The sequence below is a fragment of the Halomonas dongshanensis genome, assembly GCF_024790395.1.
Taxonomy (GTDB): Bacteria; Pseudomonadota; Gammaproteobacteria; order Pseudomonadales; family Halomonadaceae; genus Vreelandella; species Vreelandella dongshanensis.
The window spans coordinates 748940-771685 of record NZ_JAJISC010000001.1 but is presented as its reverse complement, the minus strand read 5'-3'; the positions used below and the strand labels follow the sequence as shown (position 1 = coordinate 771685).

Below are 22746 nucleotides of genomic sequence, written 5' to 3'. Positions count from 1 at the left end.
TGCTCTTCCGTAGCGGCGCGGCCTGCATTGGCAAAGTCGGCGCCATCGAGATCGACGTTGGTCAGTCCTTCGATAGTGCCGCTGTCGCCGCTCACTAGGATGGGGTTATTACCGCCCACCGCAATCTGATTGCCACCGATGGTGGTGGTGCCGTTGGCGTCCGCTACGTCGATGGTGCCTGCACCTACTGTGGTGCTGTCACCGACTGCATTGGTCACCGTCGTCCCATCCACCGTGGTGCTTGTGACGTTGCCCGCACCATCATCCACGGTCAGGCCAGTATCACTCAATTGAACATCATCACCTACAGCCACGCCGCTATCATCCATCACCGTGTCGCCGGTAGTAACGCTGTCGAACGTCACGTCATTGGCTAACTCGATATTGATACCGCCAGTTGTCGTGGTACGTGTAATGACGTTTTCGCCACTGGTTTGAGAGGCAGGTGTGGTATCGGCCATGCCACCACGAATCGCTAAGGTTTCGCCCAGATCACGATGTACATCCCCGCCAACATTGGCCGAGAAGTTCAAGCCTTCGGAGATCACATCAGCAATCTCACCATCCAACTGCGATACGTTTACTGCATCGGTGCCATCCACGCCGGGAGCTAGATTGGTAATCCGGGTGCCATCCATATTGATGCCGCTACCGTTGATCACCGGGCCACCCGTGATAGTGATGCTGTCAAGGCCCGTCAGATTTCTGGCCATCACCAGATTTAGTTGGCTACCATCGCTATCCACACGTAGGTTGTTACCCGTGGAGTCTTCACCGGCTGCCAAACCACCGGAGAGAGTTAACGGCGCCGTATCACCCAGCGCTTTACTAATGGTACTTCCCGTATTACCGGCAAAGCTTAGGCCATCATTTTGGGTGGCAATTTCAGTACCGTTGTAGGTAACGCTGTTGTCGTTATTTACGACGAAGTTGTCACCTAGATGGGTGGTGCCACTAACCGTTAGGTTGTTGGCCGTCACGCTGTCGCCGTCGATAGCGGTATTGCCAACGGTCACGCTGTTACCAATCTCGATATCATCGTCTAGATCAAAGGTCAGGTCAGTACCGTTGCGGGCAATATTGATATTGCCATCGGTATTGCTGAAGTCTACCGAACCGCCAGGAGTGACGTTTTCTTCCGCACCACCCTGGGCGCTGATATCCCAGCCCTGGGCAGCGTAGCCGATGGCATCGTGAACGGTGTCCTCACCGGTGCCACCAATATCGGACATAGTGATGGTGCCATCATCACCTACCGTAGCATTACCACCCAGTACGCTATCGGGGCCATCCGCCAACGAGTTGGCGACATTACCCAATACCGTGTTGGTCGCAAATAGCTGACTGCCGTTGATGGCATCGGTGCTGGCAGCGTTGATGCGACCGGCAGCGACGTTAGTAATGGTGCGCTTTTCCGTATTGGTTCCCACGCTGACGGTAGCGATGGGGTTGTCACCGGCAAAGCCCCCATAATTGATGCCGTTCAGCGAAGTGCTGGAAGTGCCGACCGGATCGGTAGTGACAGCTCCACTGCCCAGTGCAACTGAGCCTTGATGAGAGGCATGTGCACCTGAGCCAAAGGCGGCAGCGTTCTGCGCTGTGGCCTGGGCATTTTGGCCTACCGCAGAAGCACTTTGTTGGTTAGCCAACGCACCTGAGCCGACGGCAAGTGCATCGGTAGCTGCAGCTTCGGCGCTCTGGCCAAAGGCAGCGGCATTTTGTGCCGTCACCCGCGCGCCAGAACCAATGGCTAGGCCGTCCTGGGCAGTTGCCGTTGCTTCAGCGCCATCGCCTATTGCTGTTGAAGATGCCGCACGCGCTTCAGCCTCGACACCCAGTGCCAAGGCATGTTGCTGATCTGCCTGCGACTGGTTACCGATGGCAATACCGGCGGTATTACGTTCAGGGTCCGTATTGAAAGGGTCGCTGAAGCCCGCTGCAGCGCCAGTGCCCATAGCGATGCCATCGGTGGCATAGCCACGCGCATCGGTACCAGAGGCAATGGCATTGACACCACTGGCACTGGCACGGGTACCGCTAGCCTGGGCATTGACGCCACTGGCGGTGGCATCCGTACCACTAGCCTGTGCACTCACACCAGTGGCATGGGCACGGGTACCGAAAGCCTGGGAGTCATTAGCCTCAGCATGGGCATAAAAGCCCTGAGCGACGGAACGCACGCCATCGGCCTGCGCTTCCTGACCGATGGCAATACCGTCATCAGCAGTGGCCTCGGCCTGCGTACCAATAACGATGGCATTATCCACGCTACTGCCAGAAGTTGGGTCAGCCTCGGCCCCCGTTCCTATAACAATGGAGTTCTCTCCACGGCTTACCGCTTCGTGACCAATCGCCACTCCCGCCAGATCATAAGCGTGACTACGACTGCCAATCACCGTTGACTCTATCGCACGAGCACTAACGTCATGACCAATGGCGACGCCACTATCAGCGCCCGCATTTACACGCGCCGCATAACCGATGGCTACAGATGTCTCACCGCTAGCCACCGCTGCAGGGCCGACCGCCATGGCATTTAGGCCAGTGGCACCGTCGTTATTTCTATTGGCGCTGACGGTAGAATTAGCGCTGTAATACTTGACACCGTTTTCGGCAACCACTTGATTGAGTTGCCCGACATTAACAGCATCGGTGGCGCTAACACCTGCCGCTACATTGCTGATGCCACCTTCAGCATTGTAGCGAACGGCATCAACCGGCAGGATATCAACACTTCCACTAGTGACGGCTCCAATTGCTTCGACAACCGTATTGAACTCATGGTCATTACCACCGGTATCCTGTACGGTGATGGGGCTGTAGGACCCGTCCGCATTAAGCGTCACACCACCACCGATGAGGGTTGCTACCGATCGCTGCGCACCCTGCAACTGCCCCACGTTGACGGCATCGTACTGTTGCGAGCCATCAGCCACATTGGTAATGCGTCGCTGCAAACCCGACGCCGAGTTACCCACAGATACCGCGGACCCTGGGGCAACCGTGCCCGTTAAATATCCGCTGTATCCTTCCAGATCCGAATCTAACGCTGCCGAGTTACGCCCTAAGGCGATATTGCTGCCCTCAGCCTCTGTATGGGCGCCAAGTGCAACGCCATTAGCACCCGCAGACGAATCTTTGCCCAGCGCTAGCGTCTCGCTGCCTTGGGCCGTGGCGCCGCTGCCCATCGCCACCGAATCAGAGCCTGCGGCGGTACCATCACCAATGGCAATCGCCTGTGCTCTATTACCGGCGCCATCATTCGCCCCAGCACCAATCGAGATATTATTATTACCTTGGAGATCTCGCCCGGCTTCGCTCCCCAATGCAATGTTGTGATCCCCTATAACCCCCGACCCCGCTGCGTAACCAATGGCAGTGGACTGGTTTCCTACGACGTTTTGTCCGGCGGCTGTCCCGATGGCAATGTGATCAGTACGATCAGGGTGGCTACCATCCATTCCAACGCCAGCATTGACGCCCAGTGCGATGCTGTTAGCGGCAGCAACTTCCGCACCTGCACCAGCAGCTACACCATTGGCCGCACTCGCTACGGCGCTACCGATAGCAATGCTACTGTCACCTGAAGCTTGCGCATTTCCGCCTAACGCCGTGGCATTGCTTCCAGACGCACTGGCAGCATCGCCCAATGCCACAGTGCTGGTACCACTAGCTGTGCTCCCACGCCCTACGGCAATAGCCCCTGCCCCGCCACTGCCTGAATCAGCACCGCCTGCCTGGGCGCCTTGTCCTAAGGCAATCGCGCCTTCTCCCTCTTCGGTGGTCAGTGCTCCATCCCCAGCCGCGAAGCTGCTCTCTCCTTCTGCCGCGGTATTAGGACCAATGGCGATCGATTCATCACCTAAAGCTTGTGAATCTGGCTGTGCTGATCTTGCGCGAAAGTAGCGGACACCCCCGGCACCCTCTTCGATAAATAGATCGAAAATCTGCTTGCCCGTCACAGCATCACTACTTGTGGCAGTAAGCTCACCATCTGCAAGATTGGTAATGACGATACCACCTGCATCAATCCCAGTGCTCGTAATGCTTGGTCCACCCGCAAAGATCAAGCCATTGCTGTTAAGTGTTGCATTCCCTGTAGTAACGCTAGTGACGTTAAGGTCTGGATCGAGCGCTACGGTTACCGTGCCATTATCATCGGTGCCGGTTAACGCCACACTAATATTACCATCACCCTGGAAGGTCACCGTACCTTTAGGGCCTATATTTGCTTGAGCAGTGCCATCACCCAAATTCCAACCCGCATCAGCTGCTGCTTGAGCCGCTATAGCGGCAACATTAGCGGCATCAGCTGTCGTTCTTACTCCTTCAAGTTGACCAAAGTTAACAGCATGATCACTGGCAGTACCATCCGCCAAACCTGTGATTTGACCACCGGCTTCCAAGCCATTAAAGAGTGCATTACCAGTTACCTCCAGGGCGCTGAGAATGGCCGTCTCGGATACTAGTTGGCTATTGACAGTTAGGTTATCGAAGGTGGCATCTTGCGCCATGACAGCCTGATAGCCGCCCCCAGCGACTAACCCTATTACTAGGGCAAGGGGGCGAAGAACGCCTATTGGAGATTGGCTAAATGCCACTACTGGCGCTGGGTTAAGGTATGTAGATCCAGATCTACCCTGTAAACTTGCTGTCTCAGAAACCACCACCTGACGCCCAAGAGTGCGGTTCCATATGATTCTAAAGACCTTGTTCATATTCACCTTCGAAGTATGATTATGATTTTTAAGGGTTTCCTCGACAGCTTTCCAACCGCTCACAACGCTTACACCAAAGAGAGCAAGCAGTACGCAGCCCCTTCGACCGTGGAGGGGAGAAGGTCAGCAAGCGCTTAGCTAAATCCTGGAAACCGAATATATTGACACCTGCATTAACTGCAGTTGCGCCAGACTAATACTCGGCTACATTACGCTTTGGGTCAGACAGACGTCTTTTCCCTGCTGGGCAAAAGTTCTTCCGTAGGGAAATAATGAACAAAAACCAATTAAACAAAGGAACTTCTTTCAAACAGACTACAGAAGCATCAGAGATTCTTGACATTTTCGGCAGGAGGGCAATAACTAGCGGATCAGCTTGATTTAAAATTAAACATACTCAAATAATTTCTATGTATTTAATTATCTCTAACATACGGCTATTAACTAAAAAAACGCACTATAAAATACAGCCCACATCAGCTTTCATGGCTCCAGATTTACCAAAAAATTATCACTTTATACTCGTTCGCTTTCAGCATATAAAACAAGCTCCTTAATCAAGTCATTGATAGCAGAAAAATCACCGCGGCTTGCTTTATCTCGAATTCTATCTGAAATATATTTTAGCTCAGGTTTAGCGTAGAAAAACGCATCGCACCAATCTAGTATATCGCTTACTGCACCTAAAGCTAAAAACTCTTCAAGCTTTTTCATATCACAGGACACATCTGACTTACCTAAATTCTTACTATTACTTTTTACCTGCACAGAAATGCCGCAGACACGTGCTACCTCTCGTCGAAATAACACCAGATCGACAGGCTTGGGCAATAAAGCCGAGTAGTCATAGTCATTACGCCATTGTCTTTCTGTTAATATGCTCCATATAGCCGAAGTCAATATCACAGGTAAGCTGGCATCGCGTTGCCTGGCGGCAGTAAACACCTGATCGCCTGAGGCATCCAATAGACGATAATCAGTTATGATTAAATCGGGCAGCTCCTCTCCCTGTTGAAGGAGTGCCACTACTTCTTGGCCGCTCCTCCACGCTTTAACCTCAAACCCCATCGCAAAGAGCTCATCACAGAACATCTCAAGAATGGGCGGTAAGTCCTCTACCACCCAGGCACTCAAACCGTTTGCGCGAAACTCTGGCAGAAGATACGCAGGAATAAAGGGGTTGTTATCGATTAAGCTAGACTCATCACCTTGAGTGACAGGGATAAAGACCCTGAATTGAGTACCCACCCCCTTCTCACTCTGTAGATGGATATCGCCCTTCATATTGGTCACTAGGTCCTGGACGATAGCGAGCCCAAGACCACTTCCCTCATTTTCCCTCGACTCTTGGAAGAAAGGCTCGAAGAGACGATCCTGAAGCTCCTTCGAGATACCACAGCCAGAATCGCGCAGGGTGATCACCAAATTAGCTTCTTTTGTAGTGTCATTTTTAGGGTAGCAAGCTACATCCATTGTCACGACACCCTCTTTCGTGTACTTTGCGGCATTATCAATCAAGTTGATTACCACCTGGCGTAGCGAAATAGCGTTAAAGCGCGCTACTGGAAACGCCGTAGCAATAACACTCATAGAAAAGCGATTGCCATTCTTACGTACGAGCACCTCGGCTTCCTGACGTATCGTAGAAAAAAACTGTTCTATATGCACATCTTCGACACTCTCCCCCGTACTGATAGCTCCTTTTGCATAACCGATAAGTTGGCTAAGCAGCCGGTCCATATAGGCTGCGCTCGTGCAGATAATATGGGCATACTCTCTTACCTTGCCTGACCCAGACTCAGCACATAGCAATTGCGAATAGCCGGAAATAGAGGTCAGAGGTGACTTTAAATCATGGGTGATTCGACCCAAAAAGAGAGTTTTCTCCTCGTTGGCTCTGTGCGCACTTTCGAGGGCCATGTTCAACTCACGGGTTCGGCGCTCGACCAAATGCTCAAGCAAATTAAGCTGATCATTCTGATGTTCTCTTAGCTGGCGCTCGAGGCAATGTTCATGAGCTTTTTTCTGCCTAGAATAAATCATCAAAAGCCCCAAAATCACCCCTATCTCTGCTATAACTTTGATAGAAGAAAATGAAGCAGTGTAGTAAATATTAGTGACATAGCCGATAAGCACATAATTAGCCGTCAGCCACCAAATGGAAAGCGCTGCCAACAGTGAAAATTGCCACTTCCGGTCAATACGTAACGCATCAGGAAGCATTAGCAACCAAACTAGGGAAAATCCTAGATCAATTGCACTCCCTACATTACGCATCGTAACGCCATCAAGTACGAATGAAAGAGAACCGAAAACTACCGAAACCCCCAGTACTACAATTGATAAAATTCTCCATCGACTACGTTGGAGCCCTAATAAGTAGACGCTAGCTATGAGGAACAAGGCACTCACTAGTATCCAAGTAATAAAGCGAAGATTAGCGGAATAGTCGAAAAGAAACGGGAAAATTACCTGACTAACATAGCCCTCTTTCTCAGATTCAAAAACAAAAGTTATCAAGAGCCAAACGCTTAGTAAGCAATAGCGAAAATCAACTTTCAAAAAAAGTACAACACATAACGTTAGAATCGAGGCCAGCAACATGGAGTGGAGCCGATACTTAGCAGCACTTTCCATATAAAATTCGATAGGATCCCAACCAGTCACACTTAAAAAAGGGCGGCTATCAGCATATATCCTAATTATAAGAACGGCTCTTTCTCCAGGAAACAGATCGATGGGAAAAATAGCTCGATTACTATCTAAAGCCCTATTATCAAGAGGAACATTAAGCCCTGCATTTATATGTTTATTAATTTCAAAGCTTTCAGGATCTAGCAACCAAGCATCTACTTGATTAAGACGCCAAGGTAAAAGTTCTATCCAGCGCTCGACATACTCTTCTCCCGAATTGACCAGACTGGCCTTGAGCCACAGCGTGGAGTGCTGGCGCGGTGCTTCTAGGATATCACCATGCTGCCCAATATCTTTCCATTCTCCTTCATGGAGCACCTGCCACATCTGCAGGTCATCATCTCCTCTAACACTAAAACCCAACATTTTATGAGTTATATTATCTTTGGAAGTGATCGTACTAAGATCTATTTCTTGCGGCACTTCCATTTTGTATTCATGAAGGGCATTAGGTGCAGCATATAAAGATGCTGCCCATGACAGTAGAAACAAGGTAAAAAAAATTGGTAGCCTAACCATCCTCCTGAATACCTCGGCTTCTTCTAAACAGAGATGGAGGCATTCTGAACCTCTCCTTGAACGCAGTAGAGAAACTACCTACACTACTGAAGCCAACCGATGCCGCTATACTCGTTACTGGCATACGTGTTGATATAAGCAACCTAGCAGCTTCTTTCATGCGTTCTTCGCGCAGGTACTCATAGACGGTCAAGCCTGAGCACACTCTGAAAGCTTCATTTAATAGTTTAGTGTTTGTCCCGACACTATTCGCAAGCTCTTGAAGGCCTGGAGATATTTCAAGAGATTTTAAAAGCTGAACACGAGCACTATGAAATAAAATTTCGTGTAAATACCGATGCGGCTGTGGAGAGTGATGAGCTACATGCTCTACCTCAGCGACTTCTTCATCCTGCCTGTCCACACGAGACCCACCACAGCCTCTTGACTCCAAATGAATGGAAATTCTAAGCTTAACTTCGTCAAAACTAAAAGGCTTGGCAATATAATCAACCGCACCGTACGTGAGTCCCCGAACCCGATCCTCTTCCGACGCATAAGCTGATAAAAAAATTACTGGAATATGATGTGTTTTACTATCATTTAAAATTAACTTACAGGCATCATAACCATTACACTTTGGCATATCGACGTCCATTAAGATGACATCCGGCTCAATTAGCCTAGCTTTATGAATACCGTCAACTCCATCATTAGCCAAATAGACACGACAACCGAAATGCCGAAGATGTGTAAACACAAGCATTCTGTCTGCTTCTACGTCATCGACCACAAGTATCTTTTTACCTTTAAGTGACTTGGTACGGCTCAATGGCATATGTAGATACCCATATTTTTAGATCATCGGCGTATCTAGGCCGGTCTAAATAATATTTAAGTTAAGAAAAAATAATTCGAGGATAGATATATTCTTTTTTTCTTATTTATTGGATTAATCTTTACCTATACGAAGTTCCATTCAGCGATGCATCATGCGTTAATAAAAATATCAACACTTACTCAAAAAAACAAAAATTAACATATTTTAACCAATTAGAAAAGTTACATATTTATGTAAAAAAGCTAAGTGAAAACATGCAAGCATTCTTCTTCTTAAAGGAAAAATTTTCTTCTGAAAGGGATTATTTTGGAAAAATGCAGGGAAGGAAATTACGCAGGCAATGTAAATAAGTATGAGCAACGCTAAGGCACTGCTGAAGAATCGGAACAACAAGAAGCTGACTTGCAGCGTTGCAGGAACTGTTGGCCGATCAGAGCTCTACGGCCGACGCCTGAGTAATCAAGGAAAAGTTGATGTGGATCCAGAGAGCTCCCCCAGAGCGGCACGGTGATGGATCACCCACTACCTCAAGGCCATGCAGGCGGCGGCGTCTAAAATGTCTCTACTGAAACCAATGATGAAGGCACTTGCGACCCTGGAGAGACATGCTGATGCGGTGGTTAGGCGTTGGCACTCGGGGCTGACGAACGCGAGGCTAGAAGGGGATGAATAGCTTGTTTCAGGCGGCGCGCTCATACGCACGCGGCTACCGAAATGAAGCCAACTCCATCACCATCATTTACCTGCTTGGTAGCCCAGTGGGACGCTCACATGATCAGGCCAACTCCATATGAAGTGGCTAAGAGCCAATATAAGGCTTGCTTTTCTATACTAAGCGACTGTATCTATAGTCTTTTTCTCAATTTTTTTCGCACGCTAGCCGTATCGGGGCGTACGTTACGCCAGAGAAAGAACGACTCGGCGGCCTGCTCCACGAGCATGCCGAGGCCATCAATTGCCTGGGCGCCCTGTGCGGCCGCCCAGGCGGAAAACACCGTAGGCTCGGCGGCGTACATCATATCGTAGGCCCAGGCATTGGTGCTAAAGATCCCAGCCGGAAGCGGTGGAAGTTCACCGGCAAGGCTTGCGCTAGTGCCGTTGATCACCACATCGAAAGCCCCCGTCACGTCATTAAAGCCCGCAGCCGATAGCGTGCCGAGATCGCTAAAATCGTGCGCCAAGCGTTCGGCCTTGGCCAAGGTACGGTTGGCGATGACGAGTTCGCGCGGTTTTTCGGCCAAGAGCGGCTCGATCACTCCACGCACGGCGCCACCGGCCCCCAGCAACAAGATTCGCTTGCCGGTAAGCGGTACGCCGTGGTAATGCAAATCGCGCACCAGCCCCACTCCGTCGGTGGTATCGCCGTACACCTTGCCGTTTCCGCCCAGTATCAGCGTATTGACCGCCTCGGCGCGCTGAGCGCGCTTACTCAGCGTATCGCACAGCGCAAAGGCGTCGCCCTTGAAGGGCACGGTCACGTTGGCCCCGCGCCCGCCCTCGGCGGTAAACGCTTTCCACGCCTCGGCAAAGCCGCCCACCGGTGCAAGCCAGGTGGTGTAGTCGAGCCTCTGCTGGGTCTCACGGGCAAAGGCCGTGTGGATAAACGGCGACTTGGAGTGGGCGATGGGATTGCCAAAAACGCAGTAGCGATCAGTCATTTGTCGGCTCCTCGGCGGCTTCGCCGAGCCAGTCGCGGGGCACCAGATAGGCATCGAGTGCGGCTTCGGCACTTTGCGGATCGGGCGCGTAGGCATACTCCCAGCGCGCCAGCGGCGGCATCGACATTAGAATCGACTCGGTGCGCCCGCCGCTTTGCAGGCCAAATAGCGTGCCGCGATCCCACACCAGATTGAACTCGACGTAGCGCCCGCGACGGTAGAGCTGGAAGTCGCGCTCGCGCGCCCCCCAGGGCGTTGGCTGGCGACGTTCGACGATGGGCAGGTAGGCATCGAGGAAGCTATCGCCGACGGCGCGCTGGAAGGCAAAGCAGGTGTCGAAGCCATCGGCATTGAGGTCGTCGAAGAAGAGCCCGCCCACCCCGCGCGTCTCGTCGCGGTGTTTGAGGTAGAAGTACTCATCGCACCACGCCTTGTAGCGCGGATAGACGTCGTCACCAAAGGGCGCGCAGGCCTTGCTTGCCACGCGGTGCCAGTGCACTACGTCTTCGAAGACAGGATAGAAAGGCGTGAGATCGAAGCCGCCGCCAAACCACCAAACCGGCGTTTCGCCCTGCTTTTCGGCGATAAAAAAGCGCACGTTACCGTGGCTTGTGGGGACATGGGGGTTTTCCGGGTGGAGCACCCAGGAGACACCAACGGCGTGGAAGCTGCGCCCGGTGAGCTCAGGGCGCGCTGCGGTCGCCGAGGGCGGCAGCGCCGCGCCATAGACGTGGGAGAAGTTGACGCCGCCTTTTTCGAAGACGTGCCCGTCGGTGATTACGCGCGAGCGGCCACCGCCGCCCTCTTCGCGCTGCCACTGCTCCTCGCGAAACGTGGCTTTGCCATCCACTGCCGCCAGACCGCTACACAGACGATCCTGTAGCTCCAATAGATACGTCTTCACCGCGTCTAGATGGTGATGCGCCACAGCAACTCCTTGGTTCTCTTGCATCGTGTCGAATGCGTCGCCCTAACGTCAGGCGCGCAGCACTTGGCCTGTGAGCAGATCACGGATCACGCTCGGGCGGGCGTTGCCACCCAGCGCGCCCGGCATAACCGCGCCCAGCTCGTCGCCAAAAACGCCTTTTACCTCGTCTTCGCTCATGGCAGGCGCCTCTCCCGCACGGTTGGCCGAGGTGGACACCAAAGGCCCACCGAAGGCGTCGCATAGCGCGCGCATGACTGGGTGATCGGTCACCCGCAGCGCCACGCGATCATGGGCGCCGCGTACCAGCGGGTGGCTGCGGCCATTGTCAGGCACAAGCCACGTGCTGGGTCCGGGCCAGCTAGCGGCGAGCGGCGCGTGCAGGTTGAGCGGCAGGCCCTGAAGCCAGGCCTCGAACTGGGCAATAGAGGCGGCGACCAAGATGACGCCCTTGGCCGGATCGCGCGCTTTCATGCGCATAAGCTTCGTCAGCGCCTCACCGTTATCGGGGTCGCAGCTCAGCCCCCAGACTGCCTCCGTCGGGCAGGCCACGACTTCGCCCTGGCCAAGCGCTGCGACGGCCTGCGCCATGGGGTCGCTCAAGGCATCGTTGTCACGGGTCGACATACTCATGGCACATCCTCAACAAGAGCCGTTAGTGCCTTCATCCTACCATGCTCAGCCAAGACGCACCCAGCCGCCCGCCTGCTGAGCGACCTGGCCTTCGAGCTCCAGCATCAGCAAGCGCTGCTGGCACTCGCTAACCGAAACGTCGATGCGCTGTACCAACAGATCGATAGGCGTGGGGGAGTGATCGAGCGCTTGCAGTAGCGGATCATCGGAAGGCGCAAAATGCGGCGCTGACGCCGCGCTTGGCGCGGCAACCGACGTACCCTCAAGTGTCTCTGACGCAACATAAAGCGGCGCCCACTGCCCCAACTGCTCGACGATATGCTCGGCCTCGAACACCAGGTGCGCCGCGCCTTGGCGGATGAGCGTCAAGCAGCCGCGCGACTGCACGTTGTGCAGCGAGCCAGGCAGCACGAAAAGCTCACGGTTTTGCTCCAGCGCCAGGCGCGCGCTCACCAGCGAGCCACTCTTTTCGGTCGCCTCGATAACCAGCGTACCCAACGAGAGCCCGGTAACGATGCGGTTGCGTCGTGGAAAGAAGGCCGGATGCGCCTGGGTGCCCGGAGGATGTTCGGCGAGCACGAGCGCTTTGGGACGCTGGCTCAAACGCTCGTAGAGCTCGCGATGGCGGGCAGGGTAGATCACGTCGATTCCGCTCCCCAGCACCGCGATGCTGGCACCGCCCGCCTCCAGCGCGGCCTCCTGGGCAATGCCGTCTACCCCGAGCGCCATACCGCTGACGATGCACCAACCCCGCGCGACCAGCTCACGGGAGAAGCTTCGCGCATTGCCAATACCTTCGTTGGTCGGTCGCCGCGTGCCGACCATGGCGAGGCCCGGCAGCGCCAAGGCCTCGAGATCACCCTGGGCCCACAGCACCACCGGCGGGTCGGCGATTTCATCGAGCAGCGGCGGCCAAGCGGGGTGTCCGCGATGCAGCAGATGGCGGTTAGGCGCCGCCGCCTGCCAAGCGAGACTCGACTGCCACAGCGCATCGAGCGGGCTCTTCTCGGGTGCCGCAAGCCAGTGGCGCAGGGCGGCGGCGGCAGGCGCGGGGAGTAGCGCCAGCCAGCCGTGGGGCCATATCGGCGCCTGGGCGACGATACGCGCGACCTTGGCAGCCCCCACGCCGGGCAGCGCATACACCGCCAACCAGGCCCTGGTGGGCATTTCACCCGTCTGGATTTCATCTGCCTGGACGGCACCTTTCTGGACGACACCTGCCTGACGCTCGCTCACCCCATTCTCCTTGTTCGTTGACGCGCATTACTCGCGTGCGATGCGCTTAGATGGGCATGCCATGGGCGCGCCATGGCGTGATATAGTGCGGCCTATCTAGCAACCCAACGACTTCCACTGCGTTTTAACGACTCAGCGTTCTTACGCCCTAATCGACGGTGATACGCCATGGCCAAACGCCCCATTCTCGAATTCCCCGATGAGCGCCTGCGGACCAAAGCGCTCCCGGTCGAAAACGTCGATGCCGACGTTCAGCAACTCGTCGACGACATGCTGGAAACCATGTACGACGCCCGAGGTATCGGGCTTGCCGCCACCCAGATCGACGTCCACCGCCGCGTCGTGGTGATGGACGTCAGCGAAGATGGCGCCTCGCCGCTGGTGCTGATCAACCCGCGCTACACGCCCATTGGCGAAGAGAAAGAGCCGCTCTCCGAAGGCTGCCTGTCGATTCCCGAATACTACGCCGAAGTTCCCCGCTTTCTCAAAGTGCGCCTCAACGCACTGGATCGCGACGGCAAGCCCTACGAGCTCGAGGCCGACGGCCTTTTGGCTCACTGCATTCAGCACGAATACGATCACCTCGAAGGGGTGCTGTTCGTCGACTATCTCTCGCCGCTCAAACGCGACCGGGTGATGAAGAAGATGCAAAAGCGCCACAAGCAGAACCAGGACGCCTGATGGTTGCGGCCGTGGCGGCGCTGCCGCTGCCGCTGCGGCCATCCGTTCGTTCTCGCCCCGCCTTTTTACCCGTTCTAGGATCACTGACATGTCTGCACTGCGCGTGGTGTTCGCCGGCACGCCCGATTTCGCCGCTTCAAGCCTTGCGGCGCTACTCGCAAGCCCCCACCAGGTCGTGGCGGTCTATACCCAACCAGATCGCCCCGCCGGTCGTGGTCGCAAGCTAACGCCAAGCCCGGTCAAGCAGCTGGCGCAGACTCACGACGTGCCGGTGTACCAGCCCGTTTCGCTGAAAAGTGCCGAGGCCCAAGCGCAGCTTGCCGCGCTCGACGCCGACGTCATGGTCGTGGTGGCCTACGGCCTGATTCTGCCGCAGGCGGTGCTGGATACGCCGCGCTTGGGGTGTATCAACGTTCACGCTTCGCTGCTGCCGCGCTGGCGCGGCGCCGCCCCCATCCAGCGCGCCATCGAGGCGGGCGACGACGCTTCGGGCGTGACCATCATGCAGATGGACGCCGGGCTCGATACCGGCGCCATGCTCACCAAAGTGACCACACCGATTACTGAGCAGACGACCGGCGGCGCCCTGCACGACGCCCTTGCCGAACAGGGCGCAAGCGCACTTGTGACGACCCTTGATGCGCTACAGGCAGGCAGCGCAAGCGCCACACCGCAGCCCGAAGCGGGCGTGACCTACGCCGCCAAACTCAGCAAAGCCGAGGCCGAGCTCGACTTCACCCAGCCCGCCGCCGCGCTTGCGCGCAAGATTCGCGCCTTCAATCCTTGGCCCGTGGCCTGGTGCGCCCTGGGCGACGAGCGTTTGCGCCTGCTCATGGCGAGCGCCGAGAAAGCGAGTAAAACCCAGGCGGCACCGGGCACCCTGCTCGACCACGGCGCCGACTGCCTGCGTATCGCCTGCGGCGCTCAAGGTGAGGAGGTGCTCATGGTCACCACCGCGCAATTGCCAAGCGGCAAGGCAATGGCGGTGAGCCAGTTGCTCAACGCCCATCAGACGCGGCTGGCGCCAGGTACGCGCCTCGGGCCTGCGGACACACATCCCACCTCTACCACGGGAGCCTCGGCATGAGCGCTGCAAAACGCCCCACACCGCCTGGCAGCGGCCTGGAAGTACGTGCGGCCGCTGCCCGTGCCCTGGTGCCGATCCTCACCGCTCAAGGGTCGCTTGCAGGCCTCGATGAGCAGAGCGTGGTGGCCCGCGATCGCGCCCTGCTCAAAGAGCTCTGCTACGGCGTGTGCCGCCGCCTGCCCCGACTCGAAGCGTTGACTGCGCTGCTGCTGCGCCAGCCATTCAAAAAGCGCGACAGCGACGTGCAGGCGCTGTTGTTGATCGGCATCTACCAGCTGCTCTACATGCGCATTCCCGCCCACGCGGCGGTGGGCGAAACCGCCGGCGCGGCGCGTCTACTAGGTAAGGAGTGGGCCACGCGCGTACTCAACGGCTGCCTGCGCCGCCTGCAACGAGAGTCTGCCGCCCTCGAAGCACAAGCCAATAGCGACCCAAGCGCGGCACTCGAACACCCCACTTGGCTGCTCACCGCCCTGCGCCAAGCCTGGCCCGAGCACTGGCGTGAGATCGTCGATGCCAACAATCAGCCCGGCCCCATGACGCTTAGGGTCAACCAGCGTCACAACGACCGCGAGGCCTACCTTGCCGAGCTCACCGAGAACGGCATGAAAGCGCGGCTCTGCGTCCACGCGCCAGATGGCATCACCCTCGATACGCCCTGCGACGTCACCGCGCTGCCGGGCTTCGAGCAGGGGCACGTCAGCGTACAGGACGAAGCCGCCCAGCTCGCCGCGGCGCTGCTGGGGCCCGCCATCGCCCCGCGCCCCGGTGCCCACGTACTGGATGCCTGCTGCGCGCCAGGGGGCAAGACCGCCCACCTGCTCGAACAGTTCGATATCGCCCTGACCGCGCTCGACAGCGACCAAACTCGCCTGGCGCGCGTGGAGAGTACCTTGGAGCGTTTAGAGCTAAGCGCCGAGCTGCGCCACGCCGATGCCGCCGAGCGTGATTGGTGGCACGGCACGCCCTTCGACGCCATTTTGCTCGATGCGCCCTGTTCGGGCACCGGCGTGATTCGTCGCCACCCCGATATCAAGCGTCTGCGCCGCCGCGATGACATTCGCCAGCTCGCCAAGCTGCAGGCCGCGCTGCTGGATAACCTCTGGGGCCTGCTCGCCCCCGGCGGCACCCTGCTCTACGCCACCTGCTCGGTGCTGCCGGAGGAGAACGCCGACCAAGTCGCGGCATTTTTGGCCCGCACTCCGGATGCACGGATCACCACGCCGTCGGACGTAAGCTGGGGCGAGCCCAGCGGCGCAGGACGCCAGCTTTTTCCCACGCCTGAGCGTCACGATGGCTTTTTTTATGCCAGACTGGAGAAGCGCTTAGGCTGAAAAAGCCGTACGGCATGATGAGCGCCCACTGACGATATCATTGACGACATGGAAGGAGCTTTAACGATGAGCATGAACACGTATAAGCACGTCGAAATCACCGGATCTTCCGAAACCAGCGTCGAGGATGCCATTCGCAACGCCATCGCCAAGGCGAGCGAGAGCATCCATGCCATGCGCTGGTTCGAGGTCACCGATACCCGTGGGCATATCGAGAACAATCAGGTGGCGCACTGGCAGGTTACGCTGAAGGTGGGCTTCACCCTCGATTGATCGACTGCTTTTCAACGGCGGCTGGTTTACACTGGCCGCCGTCTTTATTGCAGCGCAGCGACTGCGCGTGAACCGTGAACGAAGCGACGTCTCGCAATGAAAATCATCATACTCGGCGCCGGTCAGGTCGGCGGCACCCTCGCTGAGCACTTGGCTCGCGAGGAAAACGACATCACCGTCGTCGACCCAGACGCCAACAAGCTGCGCGAACTGCACACAAAGCTCGACATTCGCACCATTACCGGCGCAGGCTCCTACCCCATCGTGCTGCGCCAAGCCGGGTGCGAAGATGCCGACATGCTGATCGCGGTGACCAACTCTGACGAAGTCAACATGATCGCCTGCCAGGTCGCCCACACCCTGTTTCGCACGCCGACCAAGATTGCCCGCGTTCGTGCTACCGCCTACCTCACCCGCAAAGGGCTCTTCGCCCACGAAGCGGTGCCCATCGACGTCTTGATCAGCCCCGAGCAGGTGGTCACCGATCACGTTCGCCGCTTGATCGAGTACCCCGGCGCCCTGCAGGTGCTGGAGTTCGCCGGTGGTCTGGTGCAGCTCGTGGCGGTCAAGGCGTTTTACGGCGGCCCGCTGGTGGGCCAGGACTTGGCCTTTCTGCGCCGCCACATGCCCAATGTGGACACCCGCGTGGCGGCGATCTATCGGCGTAATCGGCCGATCATCCCGCGTGGCGATACCATCATCGAGGCCGATGACGAGGTCTTCTTCATCGCCGCCCGGCGCGACATTCGCGCAGTGATGAGCGAGCTGCGCCGGGTCGAGCGTAACTTTCGCCGCGTGGTCATTGCCGGTGGCGGTAATATCGGCGAGCGCCTCGCCGAGCAGCTCGAACACAACCATCAGGTCAAGATCATCGAGCACAGCCTAGAGCGCTGCACCGCGCTTTCGGAAAAACTCGACCGCACCGTAGTGCTGCACGGCAGCGCGACCAGCAAGCGCCTGCTCGAAGAGGAGAACATCGAGGAGTGCGATATCTTCTGCGCGCTAACCAACGACGACGAGGTCAATATCATGTCGTCGCTGCTGGCCAAGCGTTTGGGAGCCAAGAAGGTATTGACGCTGATCAACAACGCCGCCTACGTCGATTTGGTCCAGGGCGGCGAGATCGATATCGCCATCTCGCCCCAGCAGGCGACCATCGGTAGCCTTTTGACCCACGTGCGCCGCGGCGACATCGTCAACGTCCACTCGCTGCGCCGGGGTGCAGCGGAAGCCATCGAGGCGATCGCCCACGGCGACAAGCAATCTTCCCGCGTGGTGGGGCGTACGATTGCTGAGATCGATCTGCCCGAAGGCACCACCATCGGCGCCCTCGTACGCGGCAAAGAGGTCATGGTCGCCCATAGCGATTTGCTGGTGGAGAGCGGTGACCACGTCATCCTGTTCGTCATCGACAAGCGGCGTATTCGTGACGTCGAGCGTCTATTCCAGGTCGGCCTGAGCTTTTTCTAGATAACACAGAGCGTTAGACAACATCACGTTAGGCATGCCGACGTATTTCGGTCTTGAGGAGTAAGCGCTCACCATGAGCTTGCGGGTCATTCTGCGCATACTGGGGCTATTGCTGATGCTGTTCAGCCTCACCATGCTGCCTCCCATTTTGGTATCGCTCTGGTTTCGCGACGGCGTCTGGAGCGCCTTTGCGTCAGGCATCGCCATCACCGTGCTCACCGGGCTTGCGCTCTATCTGCCCAACCGCCGCGAGCGCAAGGAGCTGCGCATTCGCGATGGCTTTCTCATCGCCGCGATGTTCTGGACGGTACTGGCGCTATTTGGCTCGCTTCCTTTCATGCTCTTTGGCGAGGCGTCACTGTCGATCACCGATGCGGTCTTCGAGTCCTTTTCGGGGCTAACCACCACCGGGGCAACGGTGATCACCGGCATCGATTTTTTGCCCAAATCGATCCTCTATTACCGCCAGCAGTTGCAGTGGCTTGGCGGCATGGGGATCGTGGTACTTGCCGTGGCCATCTTGCCGACCCTCGGCGTTGGCGGCATGGCGCTCTACCGCACCGAAATCCCTGGCCCACTCAAGGATTCCAAGCTCACCCCGCGCATCACCGAAACGGCCAAGGCGCTGTGGTACATCTACGCTACCCTGACCTTCGCCTGCATGGTGGCCTACCTGCTCGCGGGCATGAACTGGTTCGATGCCCTGGGCCATAGCTTTTCGACCGTGGCGCTAGGCGGTTTTTCCACCTACGACGCCAGCATCGGCTACTTCAACAGCGCGGCCATCGAGCTGATCTGCGTAGGTTTCATGCTGGTCTCGGCCTTTAGTTTCAGCCTGCACTTCATCGCCTGGCGCGAAAAGCGCCTGCTGCACTACTTTCAAGACCCCGAAGCGCGCTTTTTGATGCTCTTCCTGCTTGCCTTGGTGGCGATCACGCTCATTGCACTGATGGCCACCAGCACCTATCAGACCACGCTTCACGGTCTGCGCCATGCCCTTTTCGAGGTAGTCTCGGTGGCCACCACCGCCGGTTTCTCAGTGGCCGACTTCTCTGGCTGGCCGGGGGCGCTGCCCTTTCTGCTCTTCGTCGCCGCGTTCGTGGGTGGGTGCAGCGGCTCGACCGGGGGCGGGATGAAGGTAATCCGTATCCTGCTGATCGTGAAGCAGGGGATGCGTGAAATCATGCGTTTGATCCATCCCAACGCGGTGATTGCGGTCAAGATTGGCAAGGTCAGCGTGCCCGATCGCATCGCCCAGGCGGTATGGGGCTTTTTCTCGGTCTATGTTCTACTGTTCTTCCTTATGCTGGTGGGCATGATGGCGACCGGGGTGGACCAGATTACCGCGTGGTCGAGCGTGGGCTCGGCGCTCAACAACCTGGGCCCGGCGCTGGGCGAGGCCAGCAGCCACTACGGCGATATGCCGGGGATGGCCAAGTGGATTCTCGTCGTCGCCATGCTGATGGGACGACTCGAGATTTTCACCGTTCTCGTGCTGTTTACCCCCGCCTTCTGGCGCCATTGATCGCCCGCCATACACATTTGTCTCAACACTCTGTATCAACAACCTGTCTCAAAACCGTTTCTATCTGCGCTTTTCAAAAGAACTATTTTCAAGAGCACTATTTTTAAGAGAACTATCGATGAACCAAGACGAAGTGATGGCGCTTAAGCTTGATGCGTCGCTGCCCGCCACCAGCGGGCCACGCCAGACGCTTAGCGTGGGCGAGACGCGCTACACCCTGCTGGGCACCGCTCACGTGTCGGCCGAAAGCGCCGATGACGTGCGTGCGCTGCTAGCTACCGGCGCCTTCGATGCCGTCGCCATCGAGCTCTGCGATGCACGTCATCAAAGTATGACCAACCCCGATGCCCTCAACGATCAAGACCTGTTCCAGATCTTTAAGCAGGGCAAAGCAGGAATGGTCGCGGCAAGCTTGGCGTTGGGCGCTTTCCAGCAGCGCATCGCCGAGCAGTCGGGCATTCAGCCGGGCGCCGAAATGCGCGCAGCCGTCGAAGAAGCGGCCACTCGGGAGCTGCCGCTGCTGCTGGTCGACCGCGACGTGGGCATCACGCTCAAGCGTATCTATCGCAACGTGCCATGGTGGCAGCGCTTCTCGCTCTTTTCGGGGCTCGTTGGCAGCGTGCTGTCGCGCCAGGACGTCTCCAAGGAGGAGATCGAAAAGCTCAAGGAGGGGGACATTCTGGAGGCCACCTTCAGCGAGTTCGCCACCGAATCCGAAACGCTATACACCCCCTTGATTCGCGAACGCGACCGATACATGGCGCTGCGCCTAGCCCAAGACGCGCCTCCAGGACGCTATCGTCACGTGCTGGTGGTGCTAGGTGCTGGGCACCTCAAAGGCACCGGCGAGCATTTGAGCGCGCCGCTTCCCGAAACACCCGCAACCGAAGTTGCCGAGCTCGAAGCCACACCGCCGCCCTCGAAGCTTTGGAAGATACTACCCTGGGCGATCACGGCACTGGTCATCACCGGCTTTGCCATCGGCTTCTCGCGCGATAACCAACTCGGCTGGCAGCTGATCATCGAGTGGTTCTTGATCAATGGTATCTTGTCGGGCGGCGCGACCATCATCGCCCTCGCCCATCCAGGCACCGTCATCGCTACCTTCTTCGCCGCGCCTCTCACCTCGCTCAACCCTACCATCGGTGCAGGATTCGTTGCCGCAGGTGTGGAACTCTACCTGCGCAAGCCCAAGGTGCGTGACTTCTCCAACCTGCGCCGTGACGTGACCCAGTGGCGTGGCTGGTGGAAAAACCGCGTATCACGCACGCTGCTGGTGTTCTTGCTCGCCACCATCGGCTCGGCCGTGGGCACCTGGGTGGCAGGCTTTCGCATTGCTGGCGCGCTATTTGGCGGTGCCGCGTGAGAACCATTCAGCGCGCGCCCTGGCAGGCGGACGCCCTGCTTTTGGGCGTCACGCTAATGGCGGCCGCCGGGTGGATCTTCTCTAAAGAAGCGCTGGCGGGCATGCCGCCGCTGCTGTTCATCGGCACGCGCTTTCTCATGGCGGGGCTGATTCTGCTTGGTTTCGCTTGGCCCACGCTCACCCAGATGCCCGCACGGCGTATCCGCCGAGGCTTCTTCGTGGGGCTCTTGTTCAGCGCCGCCATCGGCTTTTGGATCGTAGGACTAAGCTACTCCCACCACCTGGGTGAAAGCGCCTTCATCAATAGCTTGGGCATTTTGCTGGTGCCGGTGGTGGCGCGCCTGCTGTTCGGCGACCGCCCCCCACGTTCTACCTGGGTGGCGCTGCCGGTGGCGCTACTCGGCTTTGTGCTGCTATCGCTCAATGCGGGCTTTCGCGTCGAGCAGAGCCAAGTGTTCATGATCATGGCCGCGCTCTGCTTCGCCTTTCTGATCAACGTCAATACGCGGGTCGTACGCCACGTACCCGCGCTGCCGCTCACCACGCTGCAGCTGCTCGGTGTGGGTATCGTGCTTACGCTGCTCTCGTTTGTCATCGAGCGGCAGCCCGTGGCGCTTAGCACGACGGTGCTGAGCTGGTTCATGGCCAGCGTGCTGCTCTCCAGCGCCTTACGCTACTTCATTCAGATCAAGGCGCAGGGCATGACCACGCCAAGCCACGCCTCGGTGATTCTGATGCTCGAAGCGGTCTGGACGGCGCTCTTAGCCGCATGGTGGTTCAAGGAAACCATGACGCCGCTACAGCTTGCAGGCTGCGGGCTCATCTTCATGGCGCTACTGATCAACCGCTGGTACTGGGTGCGCAAGGTGCTACTGCGCTGGCTACCCGGTCGCGACGCATAACGATAGGTTCGATAGCATCGCGACCAAGCAGTGTTATGCCTTTTGGCGGTCGAGCAGGCGCTGCATGGCAGGGCTCGGCGAGTCGATCTTGGCGTAGAAGCGGCTAGCGGCGTAGCTTTCGTTAAAGGCGTCGAAGTAGTCGTCGAGCACCTCGGCGGCGGTAGTATCCCCTCCCGCGCGCAGTAGCTCGACGGCCACCTCGGCCGTGCACAGATGCGCTTTGGAGGCGGGCTTACGCAAGCGATAGCGCGTCTCGCGGGTGGTGTGCAGCGGCAGTACCGGCAAGCTATCCAGATAGGCACTCTTGCGGAAAATGCGCCGCGCCTGACGCCAGGTGCCGTCGAGCAGAATATAAACCGGCGTCTTGCCCTCACGCTTAGCCTCCTCAACCGCCTCCCCTCCTACCACGCGGTCCGCATAGTCCGGCTGGTCATCAGGAAAAATCACGAAAGGCGCATAGCGCTCATCGTTCAATAGCGCCAGCAGCGTGTCGTCCGGCGCGGTGCGGTACCAAGTGAATACCTTTGACGCCGGTAGCACGTCGACGATCAAACGACCCGTGTTGGTTGGTTTCAGATGCTCCAGCGGGTGGGTGATCAGCCACACCTCGGCTTCGCTCTGCGCGGTGGTTTTAAAGGGGCAAAGACAGTTGAGCACCGGAAGATTGCACCCCGGGCAGCGCTCGACGAAGCTTCCGCGCGCCTTGAACTCGCGCCGCGCTGGACGCGGATGGCCGGTGGCGGGATCGTGGTCGAACGCATCGTCAGAGTGAGGCATAAAAGCTCCGCAGGGTTGGCAGGGCGGCGAGTATAAAGCAGTCACGGGAGTAGATACACCGGACAATGTAAACCATAAAACAAAACCAGGTTGACATCGTTTGACTGGGCCTTCTAAAGTTGCGTCAA

General features: G+C 57.4%; 17 protein-coding genes and 1 pseudogene. 9 read left to right on the top strand and 9 right to left on the bottom strand.

The window, feature by feature from the left end:
* From LLY24_RS03535 to LLY24_RS03525, 4 genes and pseudogenes are all read right to left on the bottom strand, one after another.
* A partial coding sequence (locus LLY24_RS03535; protein ID WP_259034873.1) for a beta strand repeat-containing protein occupies positions 1-4514 on the bottom strand: 4514 nt, incomplete at its 3' end.
* A gap of 123 nt (positions 4515-4637) precedes the next feature.
* Positions 4638-4718 (bottom strand): annotated as a pseudogene (locus LLY24_RS18340) (ESPR domain-containing protein); the annotation flags it as partial.
* 516 nt (positions 4719-5234) lie between these two features.
* Positions 5235-7841 (bottom strand): ATP-binding protein, encoded by a 2607-nt coding sequence (locus LLY24_RS03530; protein ID WP_259034872.1) that lies wholly within the window; start codon positions 7839-7841, stop codon positions 5235-5237.
* 82 nt (positions 7842-7923) lie between these two features.
* Positions 7924-8748: a DNA-binding response regulator gene (locus tag LLY24_RS03525; protein WP_259034871.1), complete on the bottom strand. Its 825-nt coding sequence runs from the start codon at positions 8746-8748 to the stop codon at positions 7924-7926.
* 538 nt (positions 8749-9286) lie between these two features.
* Between LLY24_RS03525 and LLY24_RS18335 the strand changes: the two genes are divergently transcribed.
* On the top strand, positions 9287-9424 hold the full coding sequence (locus LLY24_RS18335; protein WP_427854529.1) for a hypothetical protein: 138 nt from the start codon (positions 9287-9289) through the stop codon (positions 9422-9424).
* 172 nt (positions 9425-9596) lie between these two features.
* Here LLY24_RS18335 and aroE read toward each other — a convergent pair whose 3' ends face one another.
* Genes aroE through dprA form a run of 4 tightly spaced genes read right to left on the bottom strand, consistent with a single transcriptional unit; the run spans position 9597 to position 13134 of the window.
* Positions 9597-10409: a shikimate dehydrogenase gene (aroE, locus tag LLY24_RS03520; protein ID WP_259034870.1), complete on the bottom strand. Its 813-nt coding sequence runs from the start codon at positions 10407-10409 to the stop codon at positions 9597-9599.
* Positions 10402-11337: an oxygen-dependent coproporphyrinogen oxidase gene (hemF, locus tag LLY24_RS03515; RefSeq protein WP_259034869.1), complete on the bottom strand. Its 936-nt coding sequence runs from the start codon at positions 11335-11337 to the stop codon at positions 10402-10404. The genes aroE and hemF overlap by 8 nt, the downstream gene beginning before the upstream one ends.
* Before the next feature lie 48 nt (positions 11338-11385).
* Complete coding sequence (gene tsaC / locus LLY24_RS03510) at positions 11386-11967, bottom strand: L-threonylcarbamoyladenylate synthase type 1 TsaC (protein ID WP_259034868.1); 582 nt, start codon at positions 11965-11967, stop codon at positions 11386-11388.
* Between the two features lie 45 nt (positions 11968-12012).
* Positions 12013-13134, bottom strand: a complete 1122-nt coding sequence (dprA, locus tag LLY24_RS03505) for a DNA-processing protein DprA (protein ID WP_259034906.1) — start codon at positions 13132-13134, stop codon at positions 12013-12015.
* Positions 13135-13371: 237 nt separating this feature from the next.
* Here dprA and def point away from each other — a divergent pair, with 237 nt between their 5' ends.
* The 8 genes from def to LLY24_RS03465 all read left to right on the top strand — a co-directional run bounded on the left by def (position 13372) and on the right by LLY24_RS03465 (position 21841).
* Positions 13372-13884 (top strand): peptide deformylase, encoded by a 513-nt coding sequence (gene def / locus LLY24_RS03500; protein ID WP_259034867.1) that lies wholly within the window; start codon positions 13372-13374, stop codon positions 13882-13884.
* A gap of 88 nt (positions 13885-13972) precedes the next feature.
* Positions 13973-14971 carry a methionyl-tRNA formyltransferase gene (gene fmt / locus LLY24_RS03495; RefSeq protein WP_259034866.1) on the top strand — a complete coding sequence of 333 codons (999 nt, stop codon included), beginning with the start codon at positions 13973-13975 and terminating at the stop codon, positions 14969-14971.
* Positions 14968-16305 carry a 16S rRNA (cytosine(967)-C(5))-methyltransferase RsmB gene (gene rsmB / locus LLY24_RS03490; protein ID WP_259034865.1) on the top strand — a complete coding sequence of 446 codons (1338 nt, stop codon included), beginning with the start codon at positions 14968-14970 and terminating at the stop codon, positions 16303-16305. The genes fmt and rsmB overlap by 4 nt, the downstream gene beginning before the upstream one ends.
* Positions 16306-16371: 66 nt before the next feature.
* On the top strand, positions 16372-16578 hold the full coding sequence (locus LLY24_RS03485; protein WP_259034864.1) for a dodecin: 207 nt from the start codon (positions 16372-16374) through the stop codon (positions 16576-16578).
* Between the two features lie 96 nt (positions 16579-16674).
* A complete protein-coding gene (gene trkA / locus LLY24_RS03480; protein ID WP_259034863.1) occupies positions 16675-18048 on the top strand; it encodes a Trk system potassium transporter TrkA in 1374 nt (457 codons plus the stop codon).
* 73 nt (positions 18049-18121) lie between these two features.
* Positions 18122-19573 (top strand): TrkH family potassium uptake protein, encoded by a 1452-nt coding sequence (locus LLY24_RS03475; RefSeq protein WP_259034862.1) that lies wholly within the window; start codon positions 18122-18124, stop codon positions 19571-19573.
* A gap of 118 nt (positions 19574-19691) precedes the next feature.
* The gene (locus LLY24_RS03470; protein ID WP_259034861.1) at positions 19692-20939 is read left to right on the top strand and encodes a TraB/GumN family protein; all 1248 of its coding nucleotides are present in this window, start codon (positions 19692-19694) and stop codon (positions 20937-20939) included.
* A complete protein-coding gene (locus LLY24_RS03465) occupies positions 20936-21841 on the top strand; it encodes a DMT family transporter (RefSeq protein WP_259034860.1) in 906 nt (301 codons plus the stop codon). Before LLY24_RS03470 ends, LLY24_RS03465 begins: the two co-directional genes overlap by 4 nt.
* Before the next feature lie 33 nt (positions 21842-21874).
* On the opposite strand, the gene LLY24_RS03460 is transcribed toward LLY24_RS03465, so the two are convergent.
* Entirely contained in the window at positions 21875-22618 is a 744-nt protein-coding gene (locus LLY24_RS03460; RefSeq protein ID WP_259034859.1) for a tRNA-uridine aminocarboxypropyltransferase, read from the bottom strand.
* Positions 22619-22746 lie beyond the last annotated feature (128 nt).

Excerpts from the sequence above, each read along its gene's own strand:
- LLY24_RS18335 (WP_427854529.1), top strand. The coding sequence starts at position 9,287 with ATGCAGGCGGCGGCGTCTAAAATGTCTCTACTGAAACCAATGATGAAG.
- LLY24_RS03460 (WP_259034859.1), bottom strand. The coding sequence starts at position 22,618 with ATGCCTCACTCTGACGATGCGTTCGACCACGATCCCGCCACCGGCCAT.
- trkA (WP_259034863.1), top strand. The coding sequence starts at position 16,675 with ATGAAAATCATCATACTCGGCGCCGGTCAGGTCGGCGGCACCCTCGCT.
- aroE (WP_259034870.1), bottom strand. The coding sequence starts at position 10,409 with ATGACTGATCGCTACTGCGTTTTTGGCAATCCCATCGCCCACTCCAAG.
- dprA (WP_259034906.1), bottom strand. The coding sequence starts at position 13,134 with ATGCCCACCAGGGCCTGGTTGGCGGTGTATGCGCTGCCCGGCGTGGGG.
- rsmB (WP_259034865.1), top strand. The coding sequence starts at position 14,968 with ATGAGCGCTGCAAAACGCCCCACACCGCCTGGCAGCGGCCTGGAAGTA.
- fmt (WP_259034866.1), top strand. The coding sequence starts at position 13,973 with ATGTCTGCACTGCGCGTGGTGTTCGCCGGCACGCCCGATTTCGCCGCT.
- LLY24_RS03485 (WP_259034864.1), top strand. The coding sequence starts at position 16,372 with ATGAGCATGAACACGTATAAGCACGTCGAAATCACCGGATCTTCCGAA.
- tsaC (WP_259034868.1), bottom strand. The coding sequence starts at position 11,967 with ATGAGTATGTCGACCCGTGACAACGATGCCTTGAGCGACCCCATGGCG.
- LLY24_RS03470 (WP_259034861.1), top strand. The coding sequence starts at position 19,692 with ATGAACCAAGACGAAGTGATGGCGCTTAAGCTTGATGCGTCGCTGCCC.
- LLY24_RS03530 (WP_259034872.1), bottom strand. The coding sequence starts at position 7,841 with ATGGAAGTGCCGCAAGAAATAGATCTTAGTACGATCACTTCCAAAGAT.
- def (WP_259034867.1), top strand. The coding sequence starts at position 13,372 with ATGGCCAAACGCCCCATTCTCGAATTCCCCGATGAGCGCCTGCGGACC.
- LLY24_RS03475 (WP_259034862.1), top strand. The coding sequence starts at position 18,122 with ATGAGCTTGCGGGTCATTCTGCGCATACTGGGGCTATTGCTGATGCTG.
- LLY24_RS03525 (WP_259034871.1), bottom strand. The coding sequence starts at position 8,748 with ATGCCATTGAGCCGTACCAAGTCACTTAAAGGTAAAAAGATACTTGTG.